Raw genomic sequence first — 17,532 nt, 5'->3', positions numbered from 1 at the left:
GCCAACGCAATTGGTACCAGTACATTTGACAAACAGCTTTGGCGGTGAATTTTTTCTACCGCTGCTCGAGGTGTCATCTCTTTCTCTCCTAGGCTGTTTGCCGGTGTGACCGCGTGAGACACATGAAGTGTTTTTCCGGTACTAGCAAATGCTCAATGTGGAACTTTAAAAATAGTTGTTATTTGATTATTTGCGTAGATTCCACATCGAGCTGGTGTCAGTGGTGATAGGTTTCTCAGTCGAATATAAAGCGTTGCACAATTCCGCGGGTTTCCACCGCCTCTCCATCTTCAAACCTTGGTCTGAATTTGGCGCGTTTTAGAATGTTTCTAACTTTTGAGCGGATCTTCACTTTATCTGAAGGGTAAGCCCTGAGTATTTTTATATTCCTCGCCTTGCCAAAAGCCGTGACATCATAGGAGACCGTAATCCGGGAATTGGCTAGGGCTTTGCTGTCCGACTCCAAAACGGGGAGCGCGGGTAAAGCCACAGGCCGTCCAAATATGTCCTCAATTTCATCGTTAGAGGCACCGTTATCCCAAAGTGCCTTGTAGGCCTCGCCGTAGGTTTGGCGTGCGGAGTGCCACTTGTTAAACATCATGTACCAGTCGCCGAGTTCAACTTTGGCTTTGGCTGAGGCTGCCGGGGGGGACTTGGGGTTTCTTTGGTAGACATCAACGATACGGGTAATGGCTTTTTTCCCGGTGTTAAAACTCTTCATCCGGTAGTGATCTAATTTGGTTCGCTGATGTGAGTCGGGGCTACTACCACCAAAGCTGGCGTTAACAAAAACTGGAGAGTTGGGTTCACCCTTATAGGTGGCCAGATAATAGTTAGTTGCTTTTAATCCGCGCAGGGCATCAACAAGGCGAAGGTCGGTGGAGCCAAAGTTTTTTGTAATAATATCTACCGCCAAACTGTAAAGATTGGTTGCACTAATTAGATGCTCAAATAGCGTGTCTCCCTTTTCCTCCACATAAGCCTGTAAATGCCAACGACTCAAGTTGTTGATTACTGGCAGCATACGGGGGTCTTTTTCGCCGTAATTTTTCTGGTAGAGCCAGTAGAGGTACTGCTGGTTGTCGTTAGCTTCTTCCCACTGATTGAGCGCTATTTGACTCTCGATCAAGCGCTTGATCATAGGAATTTGGCTTAGGGAATAGAGCCCCTCATTGACTCTGCTAATCAGCATTGCACGACGAAATTCAGTGACAGCCTGCTCATGATCGCCAGCTTTCTGTAATGCGGTGGCCAGCCCCAAAAGCTGTTCATCAATACCGGCGCCATAAGCACCATATTGGGCTTCGAGCTCCTCTATACGTTCACGGTAATTTTCTACAGCCTCGGAGGGCCTTAGCTGTCGAGGGGTTTTCTTGAGTGGTTTCGAGGCGGCTTCAATAAAGGCTTTTGGAGGTGCATTAGTTTGGACTGCCACAGGTGCGCCATCGTCGGCCAGGGCGCCATTACACAGCAGTGCTGTGGCTGTAAACATCAAGCCGATAGCAAAGGAATTGCTGGTATCTATCTGTGTCACGATTGAACCACTTCCGTTTCATATTTGGCTTCACCGAATACCAAACAGCTGAGGTTGGAACCTGCACCTGTCAGTTATCGGGTCTTATTTCCGCTCGCCCACTGCAACAGCGAATACGGCGGAAGTTCTCTCCTGAATGTGGTTCTCGACCCTGAGCGCATTGAGGGGGTATCCTCAAGCTCACAGTGACGGCGCGACTGGATGCTTATAAATGCCTGCCTGGCCGCGTATTAGTCAGTATAGCTAGCACTATGTGCCAAGAAGGAAGCTGCGGCGGGTACTTCAGCCACTTAATGCCCATTGCGCCAGCATGCCTGTGACCACCCTTTTGGTTTAGCAGTTGGGAGTGCAAATTAGGGGTGAGGGACTGTAAGTAGATGCCAAAAATTTGTTGATTACGTCCGATATCGCGACTTGGCAGCGAAGTGTAGCGAGTGGCTTGGTTGGCGCTGGTGCCACATCAGGATGGCGGAAGCTAAATAGGTGGATCATCGTCCTAACAAGTGTGCTGAATTTGGGGTTAGATTACTGCTGTTGCTGTATCAGAGGTTGATCTATTTGGATTGCAGCGTAACAAGCGCCATAATCAGCTGATTCGAATTCAGAGGAGAGCTCAGTGAGTATCTATATCGATCCAGAGATCGCGGTAAGCCTTCGGGGCTATGAAGCACCCGAGAAGCTGGGCTTTGGAACCGCCATGGCCCCAGTAATGTTTCGCGCCATTTGGCAGGATGGTTGCTGGAGTAGTGGAGAGTTGATCCCCTATGCGCCTCTGACCGTCGACCCTGCTGCTAAGGTACTTCACTACGCGCAGTCATGCTTTGAAGGAATGAAGGCCTATCGAACTTCCGAGGGGGGAGCTGCACTGTTCCGGCCCGAAATGAATGCTGCACGAATGGCATATTCAGCGAAGCGCTTATGTATGCCTCCGGTTCCTGAGTCCCTGTTCCTGGATGGCGTTCGTGTTGTGACTGCTTACTGCGCTGGCCTGCTCCCGAGCAACAGCGGTGAGTCCCTGTACCTGCGTCCTTTCCTAATGGGAACCCAGCCGGACCTAACGGTTTCAGCCAGTAATGCCTATGAATTTTATGTAATAGCTAGTCCCTCGGAAGCCTACCATTCCGGCAATATGCGTTTGTGGGTTGAGAGAGAAGATGCTCGAGCTGCAGTAGGGGGAACTGGGGATGCTAAAGTTGGCGGAAATTATGCCAGTTCTCTACTTAGTATCGGCCGCCTTAAAGAGCGAGGTTATGATCAGTCGCTTTGGTTGAGCCCCTCTAATCGGCAGAGTATCGATGAGCTGTCAGGGATGAATTTTTTTGCGGTCATTGATGGTGCTATATATACCCCAGCGTTGAACGGCTCAATTCTCGAGGGCATCACACGATATTCTCTGATCCAGCTTGCGGAGGGATTGGGGTACAAGGTTGTTGAGCGGGCGATCCCCATTGATGAGCTGTTAGAGCAGATAGCTTCTGGAGACTGTAGCGAAGCTTTTGCTTGCGGTACTGCTGCAATAATCAGTCCTATCAGCGTAATTGGCGATGGTGATAGAGAGTACGAACTAGCCGATGCCCCAGGTCCTGTTGCAGAGCGTTTGCGACAAGCACTGCTGGATATTCAGGAGGGGCGTTCTGAGGATGCTTACGGGTGGATGCACTCTGTTGAGCCTGTAGTTTAAGTACTAAATCTTCGTACCCGGGCAGTTTCCAAGTCTGCCTGGGTCTAGTAACCAGCTTTTCCCCACCATAAATCCTGCTTTATCCTTCGCGGGTTTTTTTGTAGCAGTGTTTTCTATTTACTTGTTTCCAAGCGAAACGCTCGCGTAAACATTCCCGCCAATTTAATTGAGTTTGTTGACTTGTGCGACCTTAACACCTAAAAGTGAAGGGGTTAAATAAGAAATAAATTGGAGCTTGAGAGTGGCCTGATTGCGGTACACCTCATTTTGACAAGCAGTTCCAAGATCAATTTGAGCTAATAGGTCTCGCTTATAGTTCCTTGCACAGTCGAGGATAACGAGATGTTGACCCATATGCTTGGCCTTATGCTGCAACCACGTAGACAGTGGCAGCTTATTGGCAGTCTCTCTGAACGTAATCTGCGTAGACAGGTTCCTTATGTCATCGTTCTGGCATTACTTCCTGCAGCTGCTTGGTATTTTGGCACGACACAAGTTGGCTGGACGATTGGCACTGGTGCCCCGGTGAGAATTACGGGACAAAGTGCTTTGGAATTGGTCGCCGTATTTTATTGCACAATGGTTTTGGCTGTTACTGCTATTGGTTATTTTATCCATTGGATGGCCAAGACTTACGGAGCTGAAACTCACCCCCTTAAAGGCGTTGTTGTAGCGGGTTTCACTGCCACGCCTATTTTTATTGTGGGTATTGCGGGGATTTACCCTGTGTTGTGGCTGGACATACTGCTCGCAACTCTGGCGGTTGCTTACGCCGTCTATCTGCTTTATTTGGGAATTCCTATTGTGATGGGTGTTTCTGAAGAGCGTGGCTTCCTTTTTGCCAGTGCAATTATTACGGTGTCACTCGTCATGGCAGTCATTGTTATGGTTGCTACAGTTCTATTCTGGAGCTATGTATCCGCACCGGTCTTTTACTCCTCTTGAGTAGTTTGGGCTCCTAGCTATCACTAGATGAAATGTCGTTTCAGGCATTTTCGCCAGGCGATTTAGGGCTGTTGTTGTGGTGGGGATACAAGCTATCGACGTCGTACCCGGTGAAGGGGCTCATATTCACGGGTACGGCGAAGTCTCTTCTATCCTGGCTGTAACGACAATGCGTAAAGTAAATGACCGCCTTTCGGGGTTTCTTGAAGAATTCAACAGCTCTATGAAAGAGCTCTACTCAAAGGGCTTTGAGTTCAACCCCATCAATGTTCGGGAATCGACCACAAAGTTTATAGATAAGTATGTCACTGATATTCCAGATGTTGCCTCGGTACGAGATGGCATTATCTATGCCTCTGGATATGACGTACCTGTAAGAGTCTTTGTCCCCTATCCCGATGAAGTTCTACCTGTTCTTGTCTATTTTCATGGCGGTGGTCATGTAGCTGGAAACGTTTATTCATTTGACCCGATTTGCAGAAAGATTGCCCGGGAGACTCGACATATTGTTGTTGCGCCTGAGTACCGGTTGGCCCCTGAGAATCGCTATCCGAGCGCAGTAACAGATTGCTATGCCGCAGTTGTTGGGGTTTGGGCGGCACTGGATAGATTGGGCTTATATTATCAACCGAGTTTGTCGGTTGCTGGGGACTCTGCAGGTGGCGCTCTGGCCGCCACAATGTCTCACCTGGCTCAATTTGACTACAGCGTTAAGATTAAAAAGCAGGTTTTAATTTATCCGGTTCTCGATTACACCATGCATTTACGGTCCCATGAAGAGAATGCGGTAGGCTATTTTTTAGAGGCACGAAAATCAATTTGGTACTTGGGGCAATATTTTGCTGAGGGGCAGTGTAGAAAAAAAGCATCCCCTCTTTTTATGGATTTTACGGCAGCTCTTCCTGAAACCTTAGTTTTTACCGTGGAGTTTTGCCCGCACCGGGATACTGGGGATATTTACTACCGGAAAGTGGAAGAGGTGGGTGTTAGGTCTGAAAATGTTCATTTTTCCGATATGATTCATCCATTTTTGATTCTTGAAGACTTAGTGAAAGGGGAGTGCGCAAAAGTTTATGCCGGCATGAATAGTTTCCTGAATGACTAAACTTACGGTTTTCCTTTTGTAATTGAGTACTGGTAAGATAATTTATACCCGTTATCAAACTCTAGTATTTCTTCTGAATTTATTGATCTTTCGATCACTATCTCCGCTATTGATTTAATAACTTGTTTAGGTTCTGCGTCCATGCAATGTATGCTCATGGAGTTAATGGCCATGTCAGCGCTAATTACCCGGTGTTCAACAACCTGAATGAGCAGCTGCTTATCACTTTGGTAGAGCTTGAAACCAGGCCCCTCCGTCATCCATTTTTTGTACTTTGTAGCGCCCCACGGGCCTTTGCACTTTATTGCTTGATATTGAGTTGATGATATTTTGATATAGATAGGCTCGCTTCCTTTGATATCTGTACTTTTATCGATAGGTTGTTCTGTGTAGAGGTTTGATCCATTAGGAGCAGAGATCTGTATCGCTATCATTTCGGCAGCAGCGTCAAGTGAGCAGAATATGTAAATAAGAAAACACAAAAACTGATATTTTTTGATTGAAGTACTGGCCATCTTGATTTCAATAAGTGGTTTTTGTTTTTGGGAGTATGGCGCTTAAATGAATTTCTAGGGTTGTCTTCTGTATTAATAATAGCGCCTTGATAACGAGGTGTTGGTTGGATAGTATCAAAGTGTGTATTTAGTCCTGTTTTCATCTTTAAATTGGTACATGAGTACCAATTTGAGGTTTGAGTAGCTCAATTGACAATAATTTATATAAAAGGTGTGGCTATGAAGACTTTAGCGTATATGGGAGTAATTCTGGCTTTAATAGTATCCGTTGGATGTTCTGAACGGCCTGAATCCAGAGTTGAGGACAGTTACAGTAAGGTTGATTTTCAAAAGCAACTATTAAAAAAACTGATATCTGCAAAGACCGGGGATGTTATTACTATTCCTGAGGGTAAATTCCATATTAATCGTAGTTTATCCCTGAATATTGATGGGGTAACGCTACGTGGAGCTGGCATGGATAAATCTGTCCTCTCCTTTGAGGGGCAAATTCAGGGTGCTGAGGGGATATTAGTTAATGCCAGTAACTTTACTATTGAGGGGTTGGCTATTGAGGATACCATAGGCGATGCCCTGAAAATTAATGAGGGCAAAAACATTATCATCAGGGATGTTCGTGTTGAATGGACCAATGGCCCGTCTACCCAAAATGGTGCCTATGGTATTTATCCTGTACAGACTGAAAATACTTTAATCGATGGTGTGGTAGCTATTGGTGCTTCAGATGCAGGAATTTATGTCGGTCAGTCGCGGAATGTTATTGTTCGCAATAGCCGTGCAGAATTTAATGTGGCGGGTATTGAGGTAGAGAATACGATCGGTGCAGATGTTTACAACAATATTGCTGTGAATAATACTGGGGGAATTCTTGTTTTTAATATGCCTAATCTTCCGCAGCCAGGGCACAGTACACGTATCTACAATAACCAGATAAAGAATAATAATACTGGAAATTTTGGTCATGAGGGCACGCCGGTTGCTGCCGTGCCAGCAGGATCTGGGGTGGTTATTAACTCGAATGATCGGGTGGAGATTTTTGAAAATGATATTTCTGATAATGATACTGCTAACATATTGATCAGCAGCTATTTTACGGCTGGATACTATAGTGATAAGTCTACGCAAGCTGATTTTGACCCATACCCAGAGGGGATCTATATCTATGCCAATAACTTTTCTGGCGGTGGTACATCGCCAGATCATCTTAAGTTAAAAGCTCTGAAGTTAGCTATGTTTGGAATATCAGGTACATTGCCGGATATTCTTTGGGATGGGGTTGTTGATCAAAGTAAACTGGTGGATGGTCAAATACCTGAGGCATTAAAGTTATGTATTGATAACGAACCTGCAGGAATTCTCAACATAGATTTTGGAAATGAGTATAAGAATATATCCACGGATATAGCACCTCATCAGTGTCATTTGGAAAAGCTTGCCAAAGTAGTTTTAGACTTTGATCCAAAGCTGGAAAATGAAGACCATTTGGCAGTGATAGAGGTAGCTAATGAAGAATAACAATCAAATAAGTAGGAAGCTTATCTATTCTATTTGGAGCCTTGTATTACTGATTGGCCTTGTGGGATGTGATTCATACAAAAAGGATGTTCATTTATTCCCGGCAGAAGAGGTGCCCGAAAATCTCAGTGCATGGAATTTATTGAGACTGGAGAAAGGTGTGCTCTTCCCTGCGGAAAGAGCATTACCCTACGATTTAAATACGGGTTTATTTACCGATTATGCTCATAAGTTCAGAACCGTCTGGCTGCCTAAGGGGGCGTTTGTAACCTACGGAGAAGAACAGTTTAATTACCCTGTCGGAACTATCTTAAGCAAGACATTTTACTATCCACAGGAGAGTAGTGGTGTAGTTCGCCGTACCGATGACTTCTCTGCGGATTATGTTGAAGGGCGCTTTGGGCAGGCACTTGATTTAAATCGAGTCCGTCTCGTTGAGACGCGGCTTTTAATCCGCAGGCAGGAAAATTGGCAGGCGCTGCCCTATGTCTGGAATAAAGAGCAGACTGAGGCAACTCTTGAGATTGCTGGAGATGTGAAAAATTTTCAGTTGGTTGGCCTGAACGGACAACAGGAAAACCTTAGTTATGTAGTACCTGACGCCAATCAATGTGCTGGTTGCCATGCAGAAAAGTTTACTGACAAAGCCATTTCTCCTCTCGGCCCAAAAGCTCGACATCTGAATAAAGACTATCCCTACGGTAGCGGAGTAGAGAATCAATTGCTGTTTTGGCAGAAGGCCGGCTATTTACGTGGGCTGCCTGATCTGAAAAGTTTACCGAGAAATGCCAATATTTACGATGCGACTGTGTCGCTGGAGGATCGTGCCAGGGCTTATTTGGATATCAATTGTGGCCACTGTCACAATCCTACTGGGCCGGCAGATACCTCGGGGCTTATGTTGCATTATGGCGAAATTGATTGGCGCAAACTTGGGCTATGTAAACCGCCTATTGCTGCGGGTACAGGCAGTGGAGGGCATTTATTCGCAATAGTACCGGGAGAGCCTGAAAATTCTATTTTGAATTTTCGTGTAGAGTCTACCGCACCTGGGGCCATGATGCCTGAATTAGGTAGAAGCATGGTGCATACAGAGGGCGTTGAATTACTAAAGCAGTGGGTAAGCTCCCTACCGGGAAGCTGCACTTAATCTTTATTGGAAGCTATCTGGAAAGAGCTATATGAAGAGGAGTTGGGTATGGAGGGGACAACTCCATACCCGTTTCCTGGAGACGAGTAATTCAGAAAGATTCAGCCGTATGCTGCAGTTTCAGCAACAACTGTTGCCGCTGGAATTAATCCGTTGATCATCAAGGTGACGGTGCGTTCCAGCAGCGGCGAGTCGATGGCAATAGCACCGCTCAAAATTTCATACTCAAGGTTCAGGATCGTACCGTGAGCAATTTGTGCAGCCGCTTCAGAATCAGCCAGACCCAGTAATTGGAAGAATTCCTTAATCATTGACTCTCTGGCGTGATTGGCCATCCGCACCGCGCGGGTCAGCTGCTCATTGCGAAGCGCTTCATTGCGGAATGCCAGTTCAACCAATCTGCGATCCCGGTCTTCAGCCTGGGTGCGGACATGAGTAAGAATAAAACGGGTCAATTGTTGAATCAGCAGTTTACGACTGCTATGTGACGCCCGCTCTTGTGCGGATAAATTCCGTGCCGCACTAAAACTCTCTTCATGCAGTTGGCGTGTAGCCTCGAGTCCCTGCTCAACAAAATAAGTAAATGAATCGCTGATCAGGTCATTCAGGTCTTTGAAATAATAAGTAGTAGCCGCGAGAGGAACGTTAGCTTCGCGGGCGACTGCACGGTGCCTGATGCCGCGGATACCTTCTTTAACGATCAGTCTCAGGGTGGCCTCTAGAATCGCCTTGCGCCGCAGACGGCTATCTGCGCGTTGGGCCCGGCGGCCGTGGTAGACCAATTCAGACTTTCCAGTGTCTACAGTCATAGCATTATCCCTGTCTTATTGCGTTGGCGCCGATAGCAAGGTGAAGCTGGTCGGCCGTGCCATTCTAGCCAAACAAAATTAAAAAAAGGGAATAATGCTATTACATTCGATTACACGAATATTGCACTGGTACAGCGCAATAAATGTAAAAAAGTGGGGATTTGATGATGTATCTCATCATACTGAAAAAGTGAAAGATGAAAAATCCGCAAGATACAGATTAGTGAGGGGGTTCACATTTTGGCTTTTGGTGAAAAAATTAAGTTCTGCAATCGATTGGCAGGATAAATCGCCATTCAATTGCAGAATTAAATTGGTTAGCTGCTGCTTATCTTAAGAGATTTTTCCGGTAACACGTACGCGCTTTGAGCCTGGAATGATCTTAACTTTCTGGCTTTTATGTCTTTCAATACCGATATCAATGGCGTTTTTTGCTGCGATCAATAAGCCGGCGACAAGGAATGCACCGGGAGGAAGCACGGCAACAAGAACGCCTGGATAGTCACTGCCAAAAATGGAAATACCCCAATCTTTTGCCATTGAACCAAATAACAAGTCCATATCTGAAAATAGCGTGCCTTGGCCAAGAATTTCTCTGACTGCGCCAATGGCGATGAGTACTGCAGTAAAACCTATACCCATCATAAATCCATCTGCCAAGGACGGAAGTACGGGGTTTTTACTGGCAAAAGCATCTGCTCGTCCCAGGATCGCACAGTTGGTTACGATTAGCGGGATAAAAATACCTAGCACCAAGTAAAGCTCGTAGGTATAAGCCTTCATCAATAGCTCAACGCAGGTAACGAAGGTGGCGATAATCATAACGGAGGCCGGCAAGCGGACAGTATCCGGGATTTGTCGTCGGATCAGGGAGACTGCAAGGTTGGAGCAGGTAAGAACTCCAGTAGTGGCCAGGCCCAGGCCGATGCCGTTCACTACGGAACCGGTGACCGCCAGCAGGGGACAGAGGCCAAGCAATTGCACCAGCGCGGGGTTATTTTTCCACAGCCCATTTTGGGCGATTTCTGTGTAGCCGGGAGTTGCCATCAGTTCTGCTCCTCAACCGCCGCAGGTACTTGTTCCGAGTCGATTTCAGAGTTCTCAATCTCTACTGCTCGCTTGGACATTGGCGCATTAAATATTTGTTCGTGGTGCTGGGCTACAAATTCAAGCACCTGGTGCACTTCATTGACAACAGCGCGAGGAGTAATTGTTGCGCCAGTAAATTCATCAAAAACGCCGCCATCCTTTTGTACCTTCCAATCGGCTGAGGGCGGATTTTTTAGTGACAGGCCGTCAAACTGGAGCACCCAGTTACTTTTTTTCAGCTCGACTTTATCGCCCAGCCCTGGAGTTTCCGTGTGGCTTGTCACCCTGACGCCAGCAATAGTGCCATCGCGATTCACACCAACGAGTATTTTTATCGGGCCGGAATATCCATCCGGTGTGACTGCGGGCACAATGACTGCAGAGACTTTTCCGTCCTCTTCCCGCGCGAGATTGATATCTCCACCTTGTTGCAGGCCTAGCTGATTCCAGTAAGGTTTTGGAATTGGATAGGTGTCTACCAACATGTCATTACTGTGGCGTTCCAATGGGATAATTTCCAGTAGTGCTTTCGCCGAAGCTTCCCGGATAGCTCTCTCAATCGGTTCTTTAGTCGTAATTTGGGTCACTGCGAGTGTACCTGCAGTGACCAGGGCGATAAGAGTGAGAACGGCGGCATTGGAGGCCATTGACTGTTTAAGCATCAGCTCTCCTCCAGGTCGGTAGCGCGGCGGGAGCCCTTGTGGCCATAGGTCCGTGGAAGCGTGTAGTTATCAATGGTTGGTGTTGCAAAGTTCATCAGCAATACAGCAAAAGCCACCGCATCGGGGTAAGTGCCCCAGGCGCGGATTACGTAAGTGAGCAGCCCCACACCGGCCCCAAAAATCAGGCGGCCCCGGTTACTGGTGGCACCGCTGACAGGGTCGGTAATAATAAAGAAGGCCCCAAACATGGTGGCCCCAGAAAATAAATGCAGTACGGGGGATCCCTCTGACAAGGAACTGCCGCTGTCGTAGAAAAACAGGGAAATCAGAGTGAGGGTGGCGAGCATGGCAACCGGTGCATGCCAGGTAATAATGCCGCGAAATAATAAGAACAGCCCACCTAACAGGAATCCGAAGCTGACGGTTTCCCAACCGACTCCAGCAAATGTGCCTTTATTGAGGACCGGCTCCATTTCATAGAGCTGGGAGAGAAGCACTGACTCGTTTAACCGCACGATTTCCAGCGGTGTAGCGCGGGTAAAACCATCGACATTGTAGCTACCGATTACCAGAGAGAAGGCCTCTTCCAGGCTGGGTGTCCCGCCGATAACCTCTGCAGCTCCCACCCAGCGGGTCATATCTACCGGGAAACTAATCAGCAGGACAACATAGCCCACCATTGCGGGGTTAAATGGGTTGTACCCCATGCCGCCATAAAGATGCTTGGCCAGGACAATTGCCACCGCAGTGCCCACTATCGGCAGCCACCAGGCACAGTAGGCTGGAAGCGCGATACCGAGCAGCAGTGCAGTTACAAAAGCACTGCAATCCCGCAGATAGAATGCTGCCGGCCTGCCGCGCAATCTCATTACCGCTGCTTCACACAGAAGCGCTGTGATTGTGCACAGGGCAATATTGATCAGTACTCCGATACCGAAATAAATCACCATCGCCAGCACACCGGGTATGGTGGCCGCGGCGACTTGTAGCATGACTTTGGTGGTGTCATTGCCGGAGCGGGCGTGAGGGGAGGTGGCGCGCATCAGAGACATTATTGCTTTCCGTCCTGTGCTGCTTGTTGTTCGCGCATTTTGTCTTCCAGTTTCTTTTGTAGCTTCTCCAGGGCACTTTCGAATGCGCCCAGATTGGCATCATCTTCATCCCGAGCCTTTTGCAGGCGAGTCTCAGCTTTGGCGACGCGCTTGCGCAGTGCTTCGATATCTGCAGCAAGTCTGTCGGCGTCACTCATCTGGGCCCGCGCCTCAGCGGAGGCACGGGCTCTGGTAATTGCCCGCACAGCTGCATTGGTTTCTTCCTGGTTGGGCTCCCGGGTGGTATCCCTATCGGCGCGTCGTTCGGCAAGGGTCAACTTGTGTTGTGCTTCCTGCAATTTCACTTCAGCAGCCTTGAGTTGCGCTGCCAATTGGTCGCGCTGGCTCTCATCGGCAGCTTCCAGTTTATTGCGCATGCGTTCCACCCGGCTCTCGGCACTGGAGAAAGTACGCTGGGCGCGGGCCAAAAGCTGCTTAGGATCCTCCTGGCGGGACTTAACTCGCGCCAGGGCGGCGGCGACAACATCTGCTTCCTGCTTCTCAGCTTTGGCAGTCGGAGATTCAGGGTTTTGTTCCCTTTGTTGGCGAGCTTGTTCAGCGGCTTTGCGCCGGGCTTCGCGTTTCGCTTCTTTCTCTTTTTCAGCTTTTTCAAGGCGCAACTTGCGGAATTCGAAACGATCGCGTGCGCGATCGGACTTTTCTTTTTCCGCTTCAGCAGTGCGAATTGCACCCTTGGCAGCGCGGTAGTACTGAACCAGGGGAATCGTACTGGGGCAGACGTAAGAGCAGGCACCGCACTCGATACAGTCAAACAGGTTATAGGCCTGTAGCTTCTCCCGTTCGTCGGCGCGGGCATACCAATAGAGTTGTTGCGGCAGCAGGGAAGCCGGGCATGCCTCTGCGCAAAAACCGCAGCGAATACAAGCTTGGGCCACCGGTGCTGGCGGTAGCTCCTCACGGGTCGGTACCAGCAGGCAGTTGGTGGTTTTTACGATCGGAGCGCGTTGATCGTCAATCGTATAACCCATCATCGGACCGCCGATGATCACCTTTTGCATCAGGCCCCGATGGACACCGTGGTATTTGAGGATATGTTCTATGGGAGTGCCGATAGGCACATCGATATTGCGCTGCTGCTCCAGTGCTTTGCCGACAACAGTCGTCACTCGGCTGATCAGGGGTTCGCCAAACCGAATCGCGCGATATACCGCGCGAGCAGTGCCGACATTCTGGCATACAATCCCCACATTGGCCGGTAGCCCTTTGTTGGGCACTTCTCGGCCGGTAAGGATTTGAATCAGCTGTTTTTCGCCGCCGGACGGATACTTTGTGGGGAATACCACGATATCGAATCGAGTGCCTTCGACAGCTTTGCGCATCGCGCGGATAGCTTTGGGCTTATTGTCTTCGATACCAATCAATACCCGTTCGGGCTGGTCGAGGATATGGGCAAGAATTTCCACGCCGGCAATAATTTCGTCGGCACGCTCCCGCATAAGCATATCGTCGGCAGTGATATAGGGTTCACACTCTGTCCCATTGATAATCAAAGTATCAATTTCGGCGCCGCCGTGAGGGTCTAGCTTCACAGCGGTTGGAAACCCTGCACCGCCCATGCCGGCAATACCGCAGTCGCGGATCTTGTCCAGAAGCTCTATCGGTGAAATCTGGAGGTAATCTTCGCAGGGGGTGAGTTCGCACCAGGCATCGTCGCCGTCTGTGCGAATGACAATGCAGTCCTCCAGCAGACCCGAAGGGTGGGGAACTGGATAGGGTTCAATGGCCATAACCCTGCCGGAGCTGGGAGCATGCACTGGACAGCTAATGAAACCGTCGGCTTCGGCAATCTTTTGCCCCTTTAATACCTTATCACCGAGGTTCACCAGCGGTATGGCGGTGGTACCGGAGTGCTGTAGCAGTGGTACGATCAAGTCCTCGGCGAGGGGGATCACTCCTATAGGCTCACCGGTACTCTGGTGTTTGTTCTCGGGAGGGTGCACTCCGCCGGGGAAGTCGTTGGGGCGCAGCTCGCGCGCTTTTTCACTGGCAATCAGTTGTGCCTCGCGGGCTGCGCGTCTCTCCTGAACGGCCTCTCTTTGTTTGGTCTTGCTATCTACGGGGTTCAAACCGCGCCTCCCCCGGTATGTTCTTGAATAGTGCAGCGATCGCTGGCAATCAGCACCGAGCTATCGCTGGGCTTGTGTGGATGCCAATCCTGTAAAGCGGTTTCCAGGGGAACCATATCGATACAGTCAACGGGGCAGGGCTCGACACAAAGGTCGCATCCTGTGCACTCGTCGGTGATCACCGTGTGCATATATTTGGCGGCGCCCGCAATGGCATCTACCGGGCAGGCCTGAATACATTTGGTGCAACCGATGCACTCTGCCTCGCGGATAAATGCCACTTTTTTTACATCTTCAACGCCATGCTCGGCGTCCAACGGCATGGGCTCTATATCCAGCAGATTGGCCAACTCATTGATAGTGGCCTGCCCGCCGGGGGGGCACTTGTTGATGGTATCGCCGTGCACTATCGCTTCTGCGTAGGGGCGACAGCCGGGGTAGCCACACTGGCCACATTGAGTCTGTGGCAACAGGGCATCGACCTGCTCAACGAGGGGGTCACCCTCCACCCGGAAGCGAACGGCGGCGAAACCCAGCAGGGCACCGAATACCAATGCCATGCCACCGAGCACCAGCAGGGGAGAAGAAATTTGTGAAATCCAGTCCAGCATTTCGAAACCCTATACCAGACCGCTAAAGCCCATAAATGCCAGCGACATCAGTCCGGCAGTGACCATACCGATTGCAGCGCCGCGAAATGGCAGCGGGACATCGGCGGCAAAAAGGCGCTCGCGCATCGAGGAAAACAAGATTAACACCAGGGAGAAACCCACTGCTGCGCCAAATCCGTAAAGAGTGGACTGTATAAAAGTGTGCGCTTTCATAGTGTTCTGTAGAGCGACACCCAACACGGCACAGTTGGTAGTGATCAGCGGTAGAAAAACGCCTAACACCTTGTACATCAAGGGGCTGGTCTTCTGGATAAACATCTGCGTGAACTGTACGACAACAGCAATCACCAGAATAAATGAGATGGTGCGAAGATCTTCAATACCAAAGGGGGCCAACAGATAGGTGTTGACCAGGTATGAACAAATAGAGGCCAAAGTAAGTACAAAGGTGGTAGCGCCGGCCATACCCACAGCGGTCTCCAGTTTATTGGAAACTCCCATAAACGGGCACAGGCCGAGAAACTGCACTAACACATAATTATTGACCAAGATGGTGCTGAGCAGAATGACGGCAAATTCGGTCATAACAGGTCCGGTTAAAGCCCGAGGGCGGAGTGGCGCGAACAGCGGCAATGGCGTCGGCAGGGTTAAGGTGAGACTAGCACCTTCCTTGTGAGCACCGTCGAATGCCGCGCAGGGCGGCTATTATGGTTGAGTCGCTTGGGGGCTTCAACTCGTGAGGAGGGTGGCAGGGGAAAAGGGCCGACAAAGGGCCACCTCTGGATCAAAAGGACTCCACTTGGAGCAAAGGTGGAGGCCTTTGTGGATACTATTTGCAGTACCTATGTCAATTTGAAACGATAGGTACAAGATGGGTAACCCAGTTTGGTACTTGGTGTTAAGCGTGGGGTAGAGGCAATACAGTATATTGACGCGGCATGCGTGTTTTTGCTTGAGAGCAACCTTAAATTCAGTTGGAGCAGTTTAATGTCGAACGAAACCTACACTCCCCCCAAGGTTTGGCAGTGGGATAAGGAAAGCGGGGGCGCTTTTGCCAGTATCAATCGGCCGGTAGCGGGTGCGACCCATGATAAAGCGCTGCCGCAGGGGCAGCACCCGATGCAGCTCTATTCTTTGGCCACGCCGAACGGGGTTAAAGCGACGGTGATGTTAGAGGAGTTATTGGAACTCGGGTTTGAGGGAGCAGAATACGATGCCCATTTAGTCCGTATCACTGAAGGAGAGCAGTTTGGCAGTGGTTTTGTTGAAGCAAACCCAAATTCCAAGATTCCGGTCTTAGTGGATCACAGCACTACGCCACCAATCCGGGTATTTGAAAGTGGCTCCATACTGCTCTACCTGGCAGAAAAGTTTAATGTCCTCTTGCCTCATACGCCTGAGCAGCGCACCGAGGCTTTGAATTGGCTCTTCTGGCAGGTGGGCTCAGCCCCTTACCTGGGGGGAGGCTTTGGACACTTTTATGCCTATGCACCGGAAAAATATGAATACCCGATCAACCGATTTGCTATGGAAGTAAAGCGCCAGTTGGACGTATTGGACCAACAGCTGGCAAAGCATCCGTATGTGGCGGGAAGGACTTATACCATCGCCGATATTGCGATCTGGCCCTGGTATGGGGCCCTGGTGCGCAATGAAGCTTATAGTGCGGCGGAATTTCTCGATACCCAGAGTTACAAAAATCTCAATCGCTGGGTGGGGGAAATTGCAGAGCGGCCAGCAGTAAAGCGCGGACGAATGGTCAATCGAACCTGGGGTGAGCCCAGCGAACAATTACATGAGCGCCACAGCGCCGGTGATTTTGACAATAACACCCAAGATAAAGTGACCGACAAGGATGTTGATTAATACAGGGTATTAATAGGTGAGGCTGGCACAAAGATGTGCCAGTATCTATTTTCTATGGTTATTTTCCGGTGCCCCTCTTTTTAAAAGTGGCCGTTGAATTAATATTTTTATAAAGAGTAGCGTCGGCTAAAAAGCCCTCATAGACAGCATAAACTGAACCACCTGTGAGGTGCGGGGCAATTGCCATAATTTTTCCGCCGCGAACCCGGCAATTAAAGCCAGACCTAAAACCAGTGGCAGGGGAATTCCCTGTAAACGCTGCTGAACATCTTGCTGTTGTCTATTTACGATTGCCAAAACACTGAGCCGTTGTCGCTCCGTATCCCGGCTGCATTGTTCGATCTGTTTATTTAAAGACTTCAGTGACATCGTTTAAAGCCTCTTTAACTTGTCGCTTGGTCTCTTCAAAACCCAGTAGGGGCACCAGCTTCTTTTGATAAACGATAGCTCCCGCCAAAATAGCGACCTGGATAAGAATAAATACCAGAAATGCCAAATAAATAGACTGGGAAAAATAGTAGGCAATCAGCCCAACGCCTCCACAGAGACTGACGATGAGGGCCGCACTTAGAGGCAGTAACATCAGTTGCAGGGCAACAATACGCTTGCCGGCTGCAATCGTTCTATCCAACTCCAGCTGGAATAGCTTTTGAATATTAGCCAACCAGGCAGTCAGTAGGGTCAGTGTTGCCTCGGCGCGAGCAAGGGTAGCTTCAAGGCTATTTTCACCTTCTCCATCAGAGTCTTTCCCTGAGGGAGAAGGTGAAGACTGACCCGGGCTGCGCTCCTGCGCAGCGGGATCGGCATTCTCGCCAGACGCTTGGGACTTTTTTTCATTGCCCATCAGGGGGTGTCCTTACCAGTCGAAAAAA

Annotated in this window: 17 protein-coding genes; 6 read left to right on the top strand and 11 right to left on the bottom strand. The window is 49.2% G+C overall.

Annotated elements, in window-relative coordinates:
• Positions 1-235 precede the first annotated feature (235 nt).
• Positions 236-1,534: a hypothetical protein gene (locus ACJJIZ_RS21205; protein ID WP_444914763.1), complete on the bottom strand. Its 1,299-nt coding sequence runs from the start codon at positions 1,532-1,534 to the stop codon at positions 236-238.
• A 616-nt stretch (positions 1,535-2,150) separates the two neighbouring features.
• Here ACJJIZ_RS21205 and ACJJIZ_RS21200 point away from each other — a divergent pair.
• The 3 genes from ACJJIZ_RS21200 (at position 2,151) to ACJJIZ_RS21190 (ending at position 5,265) form a co-directional block, all read left to right on the top strand.
• Positions 2,151-3,215, top strand: coding sequence for a branched-chain amino acid aminotransferase (locus tag ACJJIZ_RS21200; protein WP_444914762.1), 1,065 nt, complete (start codon positions 2,151-2,153; stop codon positions 3,213-3,215).
• Between the two features lie 342 nt (positions 3,216-3,557).
• Complete coding sequence (locus ACJJIZ_RS21195; protein WP_413664379.1) at positions 3,558-4,160, top strand: Yip1 family protein; 603 nt, start codon at positions 3,558-3,560, stop codon at positions 4,158-4,160.
• 76 nt (positions 4,161-4,236) lie between these two features.
• On the top strand, positions 4,237-5,265 hold the full coding sequence (locus tag ACJJIZ_RS21190; RefSeq protein ID WP_444914761.1) for an alpha/beta hydrolase: 1,029 nt from the start codon (positions 4,237-4,239) through the stop codon (positions 5,263-5,265).
• Between the two features lie 2 nt (positions 5,266-5,267).
• Here the strand turns inward: ACJJIZ_RS21190 and ACJJIZ_RS21185 are convergent, their stop codons facing one another.
• Entirely contained in the window at positions 5,268-5,780 is a 513-nt protein-coding gene (locus ACJJIZ_RS21185) for a hypothetical protein (protein WP_444914760.1), read from the bottom strand.
• Positions 5,781-5,999: 219 nt separating this feature from the next.
• Between ACJJIZ_RS21185 and ACJJIZ_RS21180 the strand changes: the two genes are divergently transcribed.
• Positions 6,000-7,295: a parallel beta-helix domain-containing protein gene (locus tag ACJJIZ_RS21180; protein WP_444914759.1), complete on the top strand. Its 1,296-nt coding sequence runs from the start codon at positions 6,000-6,002 to the stop codon at positions 7,293-7,295.
• Positions 7,285-8,445 carry an SO2930 family diheme c-type cytochrome gene (locus ACJJIZ_RS21175; RefSeq protein ID WP_444914758.1) on the top strand — a complete coding sequence of 387 codons (1,161 nt, stop codon included), beginning with the start codon at positions 7,285-7,287 and terminating at the stop codon, positions 8,443-8,445. The genes ACJJIZ_RS21180 and ACJJIZ_RS21175 overlap by 11 nt, the downstream gene beginning before the upstream one ends.
• Before the next feature lie 101 nt (positions 8,446-8,546).
• On the opposite strand, the gene ACJJIZ_RS21170 is transcribed toward ACJJIZ_RS21175, so the two are convergent.
• The 7 genes from ACJJIZ_RS21170 to rsxA all read right to left on the bottom strand — a co-directional run bounded on the left by ACJJIZ_RS21170 (position 8,547) and on the right by rsxA (position 15,379).
• Positions 8,547-9,254, bottom strand: a complete 708-nt coding sequence (locus ACJJIZ_RS21170) for a TetR/AcrR family transcriptional regulator (RefSeq protein ID WP_282934272.1) — start codon at positions 9,252-9,254, stop codon at positions 8,547-8,549.
• Between the two features lie 333 nt (positions 9,255-9,587).
• A complete protein-coding gene (locus ACJJIZ_RS21165; protein WP_282934271.1) occupies positions 9,588-10,301 on the bottom strand; it encodes an electron transport complex subunit E in 714 nt (237 codons plus the stop codon).
• Positions 10,301-11,005 carry an electron transport complex subunit RsxG gene (rsxG, locus tag ACJJIZ_RS21160; RefSeq protein ID WP_413664384.1) on the bottom strand — a complete coding sequence of 235 codons (705 nt, stop codon included), beginning with the start codon at positions 11,003-11,005 and terminating at the stop codon, positions 10,301-10,303. The genes ACJJIZ_RS21165 and rsxG overlap by 1 nt, the downstream gene beginning before the upstream one ends.
• Positions 11,005-12,057, bottom strand: a complete 1,053-nt coding sequence (locus tag ACJJIZ_RS21155; protein WP_282934269.1) for an RnfABCDGE type electron transport complex subunit D — start codon at positions 12,055-12,057, stop codon at positions 11,005-11,007. The genes rsxG and ACJJIZ_RS21155 overlap by 1 nt, the downstream gene beginning before the upstream one ends.
• Complete coding sequence (gene rsxC / locus ACJJIZ_RS21150; RefSeq protein ID WP_444916228.1) at positions 12,057-14,108, bottom strand: electron transport complex subunit RsxC; 2,052 nt, start codon at positions 14,106-14,108, stop codon at positions 12,057-12,059. Before rsxC ends, ACJJIZ_RS21155 begins: the two co-directional genes overlap by 1 nt.
• A gap of 71 nt (positions 14,109-14,179) precedes the next feature.
• Positions 14,180-14,794, bottom strand: a complete 615-nt coding sequence (gene rsxB / locus ACJJIZ_RS21145; protein ID WP_444914757.1) for an electron transport complex subunit RsxB — start codon at positions 14,792-14,794, stop codon at positions 14,180-14,182.
• A gap of 9 nt (positions 14,795-14,803) precedes the next feature.
• Positions 14,804-15,379, bottom strand: coding sequence for an electron transport complex subunit RsxA (rsxA, locus tag ACJJIZ_RS21140; protein ID WP_108731788.1), 576 nt, complete (start codon positions 15,377-15,379; stop codon positions 14,804-14,806).
• Positions 15,380-15,781: 402 nt separating this feature from the next.
• On the opposite strand from rsxA, the gene yghU reads away from it, so the two are divergent.
• Positions 15,782-16,660 carry a glutathione-dependent disulfide-bond oxidoreductase gene (gene yghU / locus ACJJIZ_RS21135; protein ID WP_444914756.1) on the top strand — a complete coding sequence of 293 codons (879 nt, stop codon included), beginning with the start codon at positions 15,782-15,784 and terminating at the stop codon, positions 16,658-16,660.
• Positions 16,661-16,786: 126 nt separating this feature from the next.
• On the opposite strand, the gene ACJJIZ_RS21130 is transcribed toward yghU, so the two are convergent.
• Positions 16,787-17,029, bottom strand: a complete 243-nt coding sequence (locus ACJJIZ_RS21130; protein WP_444914755.1) for a hypothetical protein — start codon at positions 17,027-17,029, stop codon at positions 16,787-16,789.
• Positions 17,007-17,504 (bottom strand): hypothetical protein, encoded by a 498-nt coding sequence (locus tag ACJJIZ_RS21125; RefSeq protein ID WP_444914754.1) that lies wholly within the window; start codon positions 17,502-17,504, stop codon positions 17,007-17,009. Before ACJJIZ_RS21125 ends, ACJJIZ_RS21130 begins: the two co-directional genes overlap by 23 nt.
• Positions 17,505-17,532: the final 28 nt, after the last annotated feature.

The organism is Microbulbifer maximicatervae (SeqCode), from assembly GCF_052467225.1.
This window is presented reverse-complemented; position numbering and strand designations above follow the sequence as displayed.

Coding starts and splice junctions, on each gene's coding strand:
- ACJJIZ_RS21195 (WP_413664379.1), top strand. CDS start 3,558: ATGTTGACCCATATGCTTGGCCTTATGCTGCAACCACGTAGACAGTGG.
- ACJJIZ_RS21185 (WP_444914760.1), bottom strand. CDS start 5,780: ATGGCCAGTACTTCAATCAAAAAATATCAGTTTTTGTGTTTTCTTATT.
- ACJJIZ_RS21180 (WP_444914759.1), top strand. CDS start 6,000: ATGAAGACTTTAGCGTATATGGGAGTAATTCTGGCTTTAATAGTATCC.
- ACJJIZ_RS21175 (WP_444914758.1), top strand. CDS start 7,285: ATGAAGAATAACAATCAAATAAGTAGGAAGCTTATCTATTCTATTTGG.
- ACJJIZ_RS21170 (WP_282934272.1), bottom strand. CDS start 9,254: ATGACTGTAGACACTGGAAAGTCTGAATTGGTCTACCACGGCCGCCGG.
- ACJJIZ_RS21165 (WP_282934271.1), bottom strand. CDS start 10,301: ATGGCAACTCCCGGCTACACAGAAATCGCCCAAAATGGGCTGTGGAAA.
- rsxG (WP_413664384.1), bottom strand. CDS start 11,005: ATGCTTAAACAGTCAATGGCCTCCAATGCCGCCGTTCTCACTCTTATC.
- ACJJIZ_RS21155 (WP_282934269.1), bottom strand. CDS start 12,057: ATGTCTCTGATGCGCGCCACCTCCCCTCACGCCCGCTCCGGCAATGAC.
- rsxB (WP_444914757.1), bottom strand. CDS start 14,794: ATGCTGGACTGGATTTCACAAATTTCTTCTCCCCTGCTGGTGCTCGGT.
- rsxA (WP_108731788.1), bottom strand. CDS start 15,379: ATGACCGAATTTGCCGTCATTCTGCTCAGCACCATCTTGGTCAATAAT.
- yghU (WP_444914756.1), top strand. CDS start 15,782: ATGTCGAACGAAACCTACACTCCCCCCAAGGTTTGGCAGTGGGATAAG.
- ACJJIZ_RS21130 (WP_444914755.1), bottom strand. CDS start 17,029: ATGTCACTGAAGTCTTTAAATAAACAGATCGAACAATGCAGCCGGGAT.
- ACJJIZ_RS21125 (WP_444914754.1), bottom strand. CDS start 17,504: ATGGGCAATGAAAAAAAGTCCCAAGCGTCTGGCGAGAATGCCGATCCC.